This is a genomic window from Kitasatospora aureofaciens, assembly GCF_001188955.3.
Classification (GTDB): Bacteria; Actinomycetota; Actinomycetes; order Streptomycetales; family Streptomycetaceae; genus Kitasatospora; species Kitasatospora aureofaciens.
Genome location: NZ_JPRF03000088.1, coordinates 1 through 11078, shown reverse-complemented (window position 1 = coordinate 11078; position 11078 = coordinate 1). Strand labels below are relative to the sequence as shown.

General features: G+C 72.9%; 9 protein-coding genes and 1 pseudogene. 2 read left to right on the top strand and 8 right to left on the bottom strand.

Features of this window, described 5'->3' with window-relative positions:
* The 5 genes and pseudogenes from HS99_RS38600 to HS99_RS38580 form a co-directional block, all read right to left on the bottom strand.
* A pseudogene (locus HS99_RS38600) lies at positions 1-327 on the bottom strand (hypothetical protein); the annotation flags it as partial.
* A 146-nt stretch (positions 328-473) separates the two neighbouring features.
* A complete protein-coding gene (locus tag HS99_RS38595) occupies positions 474-1418 on the bottom strand; it encodes a beta-ketoacyl-[acyl-carrier-protein] synthase family protein (RefSeq protein ID WP_030279085.1) in 945 nt (314 codons plus the stop codon).
* Positions 1415-2293 (bottom strand): isocitrate lyase/PEP mutase family protein, encoded by an 879-nt coding sequence (locus HS99_RS38590; RefSeq protein WP_046386847.1) that lies wholly within the window; start codon positions 2291-2293, stop codon positions 1415-1417. The genes HS99_RS38595 and HS99_RS38590 overlap by 4 nt, the downstream gene beginning before the upstream one ends.
* A 90-nt stretch (positions 2294-2383) precedes the next feature.
* The gene (locus HS99_RS38585) at positions 2384-3169 is read right to left on the bottom strand and encodes a thioesterase II family protein (RefSeq protein ID WP_030279089.1); all 786 of its coding nucleotides are present in this window, start codon (positions 3167-3169) and stop codon (positions 2384-2386) included.
* A 47-nt stretch (positions 3170-3216) separates the two neighbouring features.
* Positions 3217-3414: a hypothetical protein gene (locus tag HS99_RS38580; RefSeq protein ID WP_030279091.1), complete on the bottom strand. Its 198-nt coding sequence runs from the start codon at positions 3412-3414 to the stop codon at positions 3217-3219.
* Between the two features lie 271 nt (positions 3415-3685).
* Here HS99_RS38580 and HS99_RS38575 point away from each other — a divergent pair, with 271 nt between their 5' ends.
* A complete protein-coding gene (locus tag HS99_RS38575; protein ID WP_050366958.1) occupies positions 3686-4540 on the top strand; it encodes a helix-turn-helix transcriptional regulator in 855 nt (284 codons plus the stop codon).
* Positions 4541-4622: 82 nt separating this feature from the next.
* Here the strand turns inward: HS99_RS38575 and HS99_RS38570 are convergent, their stop codons facing one another.
* The 3 genes from HS99_RS38570 to HS99_RS38560 all read right to left on the bottom strand — a co-directional run bounded on the left by HS99_RS38570 (position 4623) and on the right by HS99_RS38560 (position 9223).
* The gene (locus HS99_RS38570) at positions 4623-5510 is read right to left on the bottom strand and encodes a DMT family transporter (protein ID WP_030279096.1); all 888 of its coding nucleotides are present in this window, start codon (positions 5508-5510) and stop codon (positions 4623-4625) included.
* A gap of 219 nt (positions 5511-5729) precedes the next feature.
* Positions 5730-8513, bottom strand: a complete 2784-nt coding sequence (locus HS99_RS38565) for a SpoIIE family protein phosphatase (RefSeq protein WP_078938380.1) — start codon at positions 8511-8513, stop codon at positions 5730-5732.
* Positions 8514-8650: 137 nt separating this feature from the next.
* A complete protein-coding gene (locus tag HS99_RS38560; protein WP_030557407.1) occupies positions 8651-9223 on the bottom strand; it encodes a YceI family protein in 573 nt (190 codons plus the stop codon).
* Positions 9224-9643: 420 nt separating this feature from the next.
* Between HS99_RS38560 and HS99_RS38555 the strand changes: the two genes are divergently transcribed.
* Positions 9644-11008, top strand: a complete 1365-nt coding sequence (locus tag HS99_RS38555) for a ricin-type beta-trefoil lectin domain protein (RefSeq protein WP_078867034.1) — start codon at positions 9644-9646, stop codon at positions 11006-11008.
* Positions 11009-11078 lie beyond the last annotated feature (70 nt).

Sequence of the window (11078 nt, the reverse complement as noted above, 5' to 3'; positions counted from 1 at the left end):
TCTTCCGATCTCGGCGGGCGTGGCGGTCAACCGGGCCGCCGTCGGGGCGAGCTCCGCCCGGGCGCCGGCCACCAGGGCGGTGAGCGCGTCCGCGGTGACCGGCCCGGCGCCGGGGTCCTCCGCGGCGAGGAAGGCGGCCAGCACCCGGCGGGCCACCAGCAGGGTGGTCTGGGACTCCTGGTCGGCGAGCAGCCGGTGGTAGGTCACGGCCGGGCCGGCGGCCAGCACCGCTTCGGCCTCGGCCTGCGCGGTGGGGCTGAACTCGAAGTCGCCAACGGGCAGCGAGGTGGTCAGGTCGTCGAGGTCGTGGGTCTGGTGGGCGTACACGGGCACTCCATCGGACGGTGGCGTGGCAGGGCGCGCCGGGGCGACCCACGGACGGCGGGCAGCGCGGCGGGAGGGGTTCTGGGGAGGGCGGGCGCGACGGGCGGCCCGGGCGGGGCCGGGCCGGCGGCGGATCGGCCGGTGGGGCGTCAGCCGCCGTCGCGCTGGAGCAGGACGGCGACCCGCGAGCCCGGCACGCTGACCGCGGCCAGGTAGTGGCCGCCGTCGCGCAGCAGTCCGGCGCGTTCCTGGTCGGCCAGGTTGATCAGCGGGTCCGCGGCGAAGCAGTGCCCGATCCGGGTGATGTTCGCGGTGTACAGCTGGCGGGCGGTGAAGCCGGCCTGGCGCTCCTTCATGGTGACCAGCGGCAGGAACAGGTTGGCGTGCAGAAGTCCGTCCACCTGGTCGAGCGCCAGGTCGAGCGGCGCCAGCAGGCGCCCGTTGGCCTCCCGGGCCAGGTCGGCGCTGATCTCGTGCGACCAGTCCAGCGCGGCCGCCTCCTGGGCGCCGGCGGTGGACCGGATCCGGTAGTGGGCGCCGAGCCCGGTCCCGGCCCCGGCCGTGTCCCCGACCGTGGTGCCGGCCGAGACCAGGCAGCTCGCCGCCCCGTCGCTGAAGAGCGCGAAGCTCTCCATCCGCTCCTTCTCGTCCTCGATCCGGTCCGTGGTGACGACCAGGATCCGGCGGTGCCGGCCGGCCGCCACCAGCGCGTGCGCGGTGTCGAGGGCGACCAGCAGGTTGGTGCAGCGGTTCAGGGTGATCCCGAGGAACGCCGCGCGCTCGAGGCCGGTCCCGGTCAGGATCCGCTCCACGAACCGGCCGTGGGTGCGCGGCCCGCCCGGGAACCGGGTGGAGCACAGGATCAGCGCGTCCACCTCGGCCGGGTCCACCCCCGCCGCCCGCAGCGTGGCCGTGCCGCTGTCGATCGCCAGCTCCGCCAGGCCGCGGCCGGTGCGGCGCACCGACCCCCAGCCCCAGAGCGCGGCCCTGGGCACCATCTTCAGCTCGGCGGCCCGTTCGGCCAGGCACTCGACCTCGGTGTGGTCCAACTCCTCCTCTCCCAGGACGTACCGCGGGGCCTGCAGGACACTCATGACGTCTCTTCCTTCGGGGGTCGATGGATGTCGGAGAGCTTGGTGAAGATCTCGTTGGCCCTGGCGTACGGCAGCGCCCGCGCCGCGAACCCGAAGGTCCCGGTGGTGCGCACCTCCTCGGCCGCGGCCAGCAGCCCGCCCAGCGCGGCGCGGACCAGGGCGGATCCCAGGCTGATCCGCCGCACGCCGAGCTCGGCCAGCTGCGCGACCGACAGGCTCAGGCCGCCGGCTGCGGCCAGCACGTTGACCGGGCGGTCCAGCTCGGCGCAGACCGTGCGCACCGCGTCGGCGTCCGGCAGGCCCGGGGCGTAGAGCACGTCCGCGCCGGCCTCCTGGTAGGCCTGCAGCCGCGCGACCGTGTCCTTCAGGTCCGGGCGGCCGTAGAGGAAGTTCTCCGCCCGCGCCGTGACCGTGAAGGGGAAGTCGAGCGAGCGCGCGGCGTCGACCGCCGCCCGGACCCGGTCCGCGGCCGCCGCCTGATCCAGCACCGGCGCCTGCGGGTCCCCGGTGGCGTCCTCGATCGAACCGCCCACCAGGCCAGCCCGGGCGGCCAGCCGGATGGTCTCGGCGACGTCCTCGGGGCTCGGCCCGTAGCCGCTCTCCAGGTCCGCGGTGACCGGCAGCGGTGTGGCGGCCACGATGTCCGCGGCATTGGCCAGGGCCTCGGTCCGGCTCACCCGGTTGTCGCCGTCGGGGCGGCCCAGTGAGAAGGCCAGGCCGGCGCTGGTGGTCGCGAGCGCCGGGAAGCCGAGGCCGGCCAGCAGTTTGGCGGATCCGGCGTCCCAGGGATTCGGAATCACGAAGGCGGTGGACCGCTCGTGGAGTTCCCGGAATACCCGGGCGCGGTGGTACTGGTCTGCGGCTGCGGACTGCATCGCAGGCTCCTCTCTGTTGTGACGCGAGTTGCGGGGGTTTCCCCGGCTGCGGTTCCGGACGGGTTGCCACCCGTGGTTCCGGCGGCACAACTAGATAAGTTCGACGTGTTCCTCCCGCGCGCTCGGCGCGCTGGAATCCGCACGAATGAGTGAGCGCAGCAGATCGACCGCGGGCGCCGGGTCGGGGCCGAAGTAGAAGTGGCCGCCGTCGGCCCAGTGGTAGCGCAGCGGCAGCACGGACTCGTGCTCCCAGTGGCGCAGTTCGGCCGGCCCCACGTGCGGGTCCTCGCGGCCGTTGACCAGCGAGATGCCGATCGGCAGCGGCTCGTCCGGCTGGTAGCGGTAGCCGGAGACCAGGTGGAAGTCGGCCCGCAGGCCCGGCAGCAGCAGGTCCTGCAGTTCGGGCTCGGCGAGCACCTCGGGCGGCAGGCCGCCGAAGAAGGCGACCGCCTCGGTGAACTCCTGGCCGCGCAGCTTGGCCGTCTGCCGTACGCGCTCGCTCGGCAGCAACCGCGGGGCGGCGCAGCCGGACGCCACCAGGTGCCTCAGCAAGGGGTGTTCGCGCAGTCGGCGGGCCGTCTCGAAGGCGAGCACGGCTCCGAAGCTGTGGCCGAAGAGCAGGAACGGACGGTCCGCGGCGGCCGCGACGGCCCGGGCGGCGCCCTCGGCCAGCTCGGCGATGCCGGCCGGGCTCGGCTCGTCCAGTCGCAGGCCGCGCCCGGGGGCGCAGACGCCGACCAGTTCGGCATCGGCCTCCAGGTGCTGCTGCCAGCTCAGGAACGAACGGGCGTTGCCGCCGGCGTGCGGGAAGCAGTAGGCCAGGTACGGGGCCCGGCTGCTGGTGGGGCGGGAAACGAACCACGGTGAGTCGGACATGGCAGACGGCTGCTCTCTTCGGATCTGGCGGCGGTGGGCCGGGAGGGTCAGGCGGTGGGCGCCGGGGTGGGGGTGGAGGTGACGGTTCCGCCGACCGGGCCGTTGTTCCAGCCCACGTCGGCGCGGTTCTGCACCGCGGCCGCGGCGGTGCCGTGCAGCAGCGAGGTACCGGCGAGCACACCGGCCACCGGGGCCAGCAGGAGGGCGAGCGGGGCGATGATCCGGACGGAGGCGTACTGGCGCATGGCAGACCTCTTTCGTGAAAGCTTTGATCGGGGAAGGTTTTCCGGGCAGAGCTGATTGAGCGTCAATTCCGGAATTCGGCGCGTTGCGTCGGAGCATCTGATGGATGCTCAGTTTCTTTACAGAATCGTCGAGTTCGGGTGCCGTGGCGGGTTTCCCTCTGTCCTTCGGGGAGTTCCGCCGCCCGCACAACCAACCTTCCCCTGGCTGGGTTCACGGCTCCAGACCTAGGATGGTTCGGGTCGTCGCATTGCAGTTAACCGAGGGGTCTATATGCGAGCAGGATCGGACAAATCGGACGCGCAGGGCAACGCCGGGGGGGCGCTGGTGCCCGAGGTGACAGCACAGGGCCGGAACCTCAGCGACAACCTGGTCGAGGCCGCCCTGAAGCTCGCGCTCGCCCAGTTGGCCAAGCAGCAGACCGAGGAGAAGGAGAGCCCGGCGGCGGTGGCCGGGGAGCCCGGAACGCCGGGGGTGGTGCACCTGCACGGGCTGCCGGAGATCAACCGGACCATCCAGACCGCCCTGGAGGACGCCGAGCGGGAGATCCTCACCGCCCAGCCGGACGGCCCCAGGCCCGGCGCGGTGCTCGACGAGGCGCTGGAGTCGGTGCGCCGTCAGATCGCCGGCGGGGTGGCCATGCGCACCCTCTACCAGCACACCACGCGGTTCGACGAGGCCACCAAGAACTACGTCCGCATGGTGACCGACCACGGCGTCCAGGTGCGCACCCTGGCCGAGTTCTTCGACCGGCTGATCGTGATCGACCGCAGCACCGCGTTCATCTCCGCCAACGACGACCGCACGGTGGCCTCGATGATCACCGAGCCGTCCGTGGTGCGCTTCCTCAGCGACGTCTTCGAGCGCTCCTGGGACCGCGCCGAGCCGTTCCCGTTCGTCCCCATCCACGCCGCCCAGGCCGCACCCGAGGTGGTGCCGGCGATCCGCGAGTCGATCCGGCGGCTACTGGTGGAGGGACACTCGGACAAGGTGATCGCCCGCCGGCTGGGCATCAGCGAGCGCTCGCTGCAGGCGCACGTCGCCGCCATCAAGGACGGCCTGGGCGCCAAGAACCGGCTGCACCTGGGCTACCTGCTGGGCCGCAGCGAGACCACCCTGGTGCTGTAGCGCCGCCCCGCGCTCCGGCACGGGACGGACCTGCCCTGCGCCGCGCGGGAGCCCCACCCCGCGCGACCGGTGTGCGGCATCGTCAACGGCGCCGGGAGACCGCCACACCGCCCAGGCAGAGCACGCCGCCGAGCAGCGTCAGCCAGCCGGGCACCTCGCCGAGGACGGCCCAGGACATCAGGACCACCAGGGCCGGCACCGCGTACGTGGTGGCGCCCATCTTGCCCGCGGTCGTGCGGGAGAGCGCGTAGGCCCAGGTGGTGAAGGCCAGCGCGGTCGGGAACAGGCCGAGGTAGACCATGTCCAGGACGGCCCGCAGTGGCGCGTGCCCGACCTGGTCCACCAGCTGCGGGCTGAACGGCAGGCAGGCCACCGCGCCGACCAGGCAGCCGAACGCGGTCGTCTGCAGCGGCGAGGCGTGCCGCAGGGCGGGCTTCTGGCTCACCACGCCCGAGGCGTAGGCCGCCGCCGCCAGCACGCACAGCACGATGCCGAGGACCGAACTGCCACCGCCCCCGGACGTCGAGGCGCCGACCACGATCGCGCCGGCGAACGAGACGGCCATGCCCGCCAGCAGGCTGCGCGGGAAGCCCTCCTTGAGCAGCCAGCCGCCGAGCAGCGCGATCAGCACCGGGCCGATGTTGACCACCATCGCGGCGGTGCCCGCGTCGACCTTCTCCTCACCCCAGTTGAGCGCGACCATGTAGAGCCCGAACCAGAGCACCCCGGAGGTCAGGATCCCGGGCCAGGCGGCGCGCGGCGGCAGCCCCTCGCCGCGCACCAGCAACAGGGCCAGCAGCGCCAGCGCGCCGGTCAGCAGCCGGCCCAGCGCCAGCGCTCCCGGGCCGAACGCGCCGCCCGCGTCCCGGATCGCGACGAAGGCGGAGGCCCAGAGCACCACCGTGGTCGAGGCGGCCGCGACCACCTTGACGTCGAACTTCACCGTTGTTTGGGTCGTCGTGATATCCATGGCGCCAAGCTAGCGTGGTTTGGACCTGCCGAACGGGCGTCAGACGGCTCCGAAACCCGCAAATTGTGGGACTGGCCAGCACGTTCGCCACCCGTACACGGGATCGAGTCACCCGCCCCTGGGCTCACTCGGGTCTCCCGGGGCGATCCGCCGCGAGGTGTGCAGCGCCCGTTCCGGCACCGGCAGGGGCGCGGCGGGAGCAACTCCCCGCACCCGGGGTCACAACAGCATCGCCTCGAACTGGTATTCCGGTGCGGTCAGCGGTTGCTCCGCCCAGATGACCTTGCCGCGTGCCGTGTACCTGGTTCCCCATCGTTCGGCCAGCTGGGCCACCAGGAACAGGCCCCGGCCGCCCTCGTCCGTGGTGTCCGCGTAGCGCAGGTGCGGCGCGGTGCTGCTGCCGTCGGAGACCTCGCAGACCAGGCTGGTGTCGCGCAGCATCCGGACGCGGATGGGCCCGGTGCCGTAGCGGATGGCGTTGGTGACCAGTTCGCTGAGGATCAGCTCGGTGGTGAAGGTCAGTTCCTCCAGGTCCCAGGCGGTGAGCTGGTCGTTGCACGCGTTGCGGATGAGGGAGACGGCGGCGAAGTCGTCGGGTACGTCCCAGGTGGCCACCTGGTCGGGCGCGAGCAGTTGCGTGCGTGCGACGAGGAGTGCGATGTCGTCGCTCGGACGGGGCGGGGCGAGCGCGTCGAACACGGCCCGGCAGAGGTCCTCCGGGGAGGCGTCCGCGTGGGCGTTCGCCAGGGAACGGCGCAGCGTGGCGAGTCCGTTCTCCAGGTCGCGGTCGCGACTGGTGACGAGTCCGTCGGTGTAGAGGACCAGGACGGCGCCGGGTGCCAGCTGGAGTTCGGTGGTTTCGAAGGGCAGGCCGCCCACGCCGAGGGGTGGCCCGGCGGGCAGGTCGACGAATTCCACGCTGCCGTCGACGTGCACCAGTGTGGGCGGTGGGTGACCCGCCCGCGCCATGGTGCAGTGCCCGGAGACCGGGTCGTAGATCGCGTACAGGCAGGTGGCGCCCGTGACCGTCAGCTCGCCCTCGCCCTCGTCCTGGCCCTCGACGTCGCCTTCTCCCGCCTCGCCCTGGTCGAGCCGGGCGACCAGTTCGTCGAGACGGGCGAGCAACTCGTCCGGGGGCAGGTCGAGGGTGGCGAAGTTGAGGACGGCTGTGCGCAGTCGGCCCATGGTGGCGGCGGCGTGCAGGCCGTGACCGACGACGTCGCCGACGACCAGCGCCACCCGGAAGCCGGGCAGCGGGATGACGTCGAACCAGTCGCCGCCGACCCTGTGCAGTGCCGGCAGGTAGCGGTAGGCCGCCTCCAGGGCGCTCTGCTCGGGCAGTCCTCGGGGCAGCAGGCTGCGCTGCAGTGCCTCGGCCATCCGGCGCTCGCGGGTGTAGCGGCGGGCGTTGTCGACGCAGATCACCGCGCGGGCGATCAGCTCATCGGCGAAGGCGACGTCCTCCGGCCCGAACGGCTCCGACTGCCCCGCGCGCCAGAAGCTGACCGTGCCCAGGGCCCGCCCGCGCGCTTTCAACGGCGTGGAGATCAGCGAGTGGACCCCGTACGCCAGGATCCGGTCGGCGGTCTGCGGGTCGCGTGCCCGCCAGGCGTGCGCCTGACACAGGTCGGCTACCAGCGCGGCACGCCCGCTCCCCAGGGCAGTGGCCTCCGGCGTGCCGGGCAGCGGGCTGATCTGCGAGCCCACCGGGTAGAACGGCCGGTCCTCGCGGATGCCGGCGGCGGCCACCCGGCGGATCCGCGGGCCTCCGGCGTCGCCCGTGCCGGGGAGCGGCTCGTCACCGCGCAGCACCGCCTCGGCCAGCTCGACGGTGGCGAAGTCCGCGAACCGGGGAACCGCCACATCCACCAGTTCCTGGGTGGTCCGCACGATGTCCAGGGTGGTGCCGACCCGCAGCCCGGCGTCGTAGAGCAGCTGCAGCCGGCTCCGGGCCGCCTCGGCCTGCCCGGCCAGTGCCCGCAGCTCGGTGGTGTCCCGGATCGTCGCGACGCTGCCGGGCCCGCCGCCGAACGGCTCCGTTGGGCGGATGTTGACGGCGAGCAGCCGGTCCCCGGCCGGATGCACCTCGTCGGTGGCGGCCTGCCCGGACGCCAGCAGCTCCGCCAGCCCCGGATCGAGTCCGAGCTCGGCGATCGGCCTCCCCTCCACCTCGGGCGGCAGCTTCAGCAGCCGCCGGGCCTCGTCGTTCGCCAGCAGCGCCCGCCCGTCCCCGCCGACGATCAGCACGCCCTCGCGGACCGCGTGCAGCACCGCGTCGTGCTGCTCGTACATCCGCGTCATCTCGGCCGGGCCCAGCCCGTGGGTCTGTCGGCGCAGCCGCCGCCGCACCAGCACTGCCCCGCCGGTGCCCACGGCGAGCGCGGCGGCCGCGCCGCCGAACAGGACCGGCAGCTGACTGCTCACCGCGCTGCTCGCGTGCGCGACGGTGTAGCCGACCTGGACTATGCCGGCGGCCGAGCCGTCCGGCCTGGTGACCGGCGCGCTGCTTTCCACGACCCGTCCGAGGGGCGCGGTGAAGCTGACGGTGATCGGTCCCTTGAGGGCCTGCTGGTACGGGCCGATGAGGTGCTTCCCGATCAGCTCGGGCTGCGCGGTCTGCGCGTATCGCGTCCCGTCGGGGCCGGCGATCACGACGTAGTCGAAGCCGCCCTTCTTCATGATGTCCAGAGCCAGCGGCTGCAGCACCGCGGTCGGGTGGGAGCTGTCCAGAGCGTCCACCACCGTGGGGACCTGCGCCATGGTGACGGCCGCGGCGCGCGTGCGGTGCGCGGCGTCACTCGTGGCGTAGCCGCGGGCCTGCAGGACGAGCGCCGTCAGCCCGGCGCCGACCAGCAGCACCACTACGACCAGTAGCCACAGGAACACCTGCCCGGCGACACTGCGCACCCCCGGGCTCGAGGTTGACCGCCCGCTGGCGTACCGGTGTTCCCCCGGTCCGCCAGGGTCCGTGCCCCCGGTGGCGTGGCTGTCCGCTCTGTGCATGCAGGCCGTCCCCGTATCGGGTCTCTCCTCCACGCTGCCACCCAGTCCGGGGGTGCGCACACCCGAAGCCGGCGGAGGGCCGGACGGACCGCCGAACAGGCTGGTGGCTCTTCGGCCTGTGTTCTCCCCGTTGCGGGTCAGCCTGCCGTCGCGGCGGGCTCCAGGACCGCCTCGACGTCGACCGTGACGTCGACCATGTCGCTTACGACGACACCGCCCCGGTCGACCACATCGTTCCAACTCACGCCGAAGTCGTGGCGGTTGATGCGTGACCTGGCGACGAATCCGGCCCGGCGCCGTGGACCGAGATCCCGGTCGCCCTCCCACCAGGGGGTGTCCCACTGTCCCAGGTACGTCACATCGAACGTCACGGAGCGTGTCACTCCGCGAATGGTGAGTTCACCCGTCACCTCGAAGTCGTTCGCGCTCACCTGGCGGATGCGGGACCCGGTGAACGTCCAGGTCGGAAAGCGCTCGACGTCGAAGAAGTCGGCGCTGCGCAGGTGGGTGTCGCGGTCGGGCTGCCCGGTGTAGACCTGCGTCGCGTCGATCGTCGCCTCCACCTGGGCCTTCTCCGGGTCGTCCGGGTCGATCTCCAGGAAACCGTGCACGTTCTTGAACTGTCCGCGCACGTACGTGACCATCATGTGTCTGGCGCTGAACTCCGCCGCAGTGTGACCTGGCTCGAAGAACCATCTCGCCGTTGCCATGGCAACTCCTCGGCACGCTTGCCTCTCCGAACAGTGCCGGGACCGGCGGACGCGTGCGGTGGGTCCGACCCGGGGATCACCCCTTCCGTGCCCGATCCCGGCCTCGCTCATGTCGACGCCCCTGCTGCGGGCCGACCCGGGTGACCGGTCAGGCGAGGGTCCGGCAGGGCCCGCCAACCCTTGGCGGCGGGGTGGCAACGAGAACAGCCGGGGTCTTCACGAGTTGATGACACCGAGTGCCCTTCCATCCTCTTGACGCTTTGACAGGTACAGGAGTTGAATGCGCCTCAGCTCAGCACACGATGGGACGACTCCAGAGCCCGTCCGGCAGATCCGCCGGACCGAAGCCCCCGCTCCGCGGACCCGGCCCCCACCCCACCTCGCGGGCCGGATCCGCGCCCCTTCCGTTGGGAGCCGCAGATGACCCGTGACCCCGCGCGCCGCCGCACCGGCCGACGCGCTCGCCAGCTCACCCGGCCCGGCCGCCGACTCGCGGTCCTGGCCACCCTCGGCATGCTCGTCGCGCTGATCGGCCAGGCGCCCGCCACCGCCACCGCCGCCACCACCACCGCGGCGACCGCCCCGGTAGCCGCCGCCGGGCCGCCACCGGGGTGGACGACCGTGTTCAGCGACGACTTCTCCGGCCCCGCAGGCGCACGACCGTCCGGCGCGAACTGGACCTACGACACCGGCCCGGGCTCGAACTTCGGGACCGGCGAGATCGAGACCATGACCGACTCGACCGCCAACGTCCACCTCGACGGCAACGGCCACCTGGACATCACCGCCCTCGGCAGCGGCGGCTCCTGGACCTCGGGCCGGATCCGGACGCCGAGCGCGGTCGCCGGCGCGCCGGCCGGCGGCAAGCTGGAGGTCACCGCCTCGATCATGCAGCCCGCCCCCGCCGGCGGGCTGGGGTACTGGCCCGCGTTCTGGATGCTGGGCCCGGGGCAGTGGCCCGAGAACGGCGAGATCGACATCATGGAGGACGTCAACGCCCGCTCGCAGGTGGCCGGTACCGTCCACTGCGGCACCTCTCCCGGCGGCGTGTGCAACGAGGGCAACGGGATCGGCAGCGGCCTGCGCGCCTGCCCGGGCTGCCAGAGCGGCTACCACGACTACGCGATGGTCCTGGACCGCACCAACACCGCCGCCGAGTCGATCACCTGGTACCTCGACGGCGCAGCGTACTTCACCGTGACGGAGAGCCAGGTCGGCACCGCCGTCTGGCAGCAGGCCTTCGACCACCCGCTGTCCGTCATCCTCGACCTGGCCATCGGCGGCGGCTTCCCCAACGGCGTCTGCGGGTGCACCACCCCGACGGCCGCCACCACCTCCGGGGCCACGATGAGCGTCGCCTCCGTCGCGGCGTACACCACCACCGGCGGCGGCAGCGGTGGCGGTTCGGCGATCACCGGCTACGGCGGCCTCTGCCTGGACGACCGCGCCGCCTCCACCGCCGACTACAACCCGGTGCAGATCTACACCTGCAACGGCACACCCGCCCAGCAGTGGACGGTCGTCCAGGCCGGCAGCACGCTGCACGTGCTGGGCAAGTGCCTGGACGTGTACGCGGCCGGCACCGCGAACGGCACAGCGGTGGACCTCTACACCTGCAACAACACCGGCTCCCAGGTCTGGATCCCGCGCTCCGACGGCTCGCTGTACAACCCGCAGTCCGGCAAGTGCCTGGACGACCCCGGGTGGTCCACCACCGCGGGCACCCAGGTGCAGATCTGGGACTGCACCGGCGGCGCCAACCAGAAGTGGGCACTGCCCGCCTGAGACGGCGTCGCGACGGTCGGCGGCCCCCTCGGGGCAGCGCCGGCGGCGGGGCGCGGACCCGCCGCCGGTC

Coding starts and splice junctions, on each gene's coding strand:
- HS99_RS38555 (WP_078867034.1), top strand. CDS start 9,644: ATGACCCGTGACCCCGCGCGCCGCCGCACCGGCCGACGCGCTCGCCAG.
- HS99_RS38565 (WP_078938380.1), bottom strand. CDS start 8,513: ATGCACAGAGCGGACAGCCACGCCACCGGGGGCACGGACCCTGGCGGA.
- HS99_RS38585 (WP_030279089.1), bottom strand. CDS start 3,169: ATGTCCGACTCACCGTGGTTCGTTTCCCGCCCCACCAGCAGCCGGGCC.
- HS99_RS38570 (WP_030279096.1), bottom strand. CDS start 5,510: ATGGATATCACGACGACCCAAACAACGGTGAAGTTCGACGTCAAGGTG.
- HS99_RS38580 (WP_030279091.1), bottom strand. CDS start 3,414: ATGCGCCAGTACGCCTCCGTCCGGATCATCGCCCCGCTCGCCCTCCTG.
- HS99_RS38590 (WP_046386847.1), bottom strand. CDS start 2,293: ATGCAGTCCGCAGCCGCAGACCAGTACCACCGCGCCCGGGTATTCCGG.
- HS99_RS38560 (WP_030557407.1), bottom strand. CDS start 9,223: ATGGCAACGGCGAGATGGTTCTTCGAGCCAGGTCACACTGCGGCGGAG.
- HS99_RS38575 (WP_050366958.1), top strand. CDS start 3,686: ATGCGAGCAGGATCGGACAAATCGGACGCGCAGGGCAACGCCGGGGGG.
- HS99_RS38595 (WP_030279085.1), bottom strand. CDS start 1,418: ATGAGTGTCCTGCAGGCCCCGCGGTACGTCCTGGGAGAGGAGGAGTTG.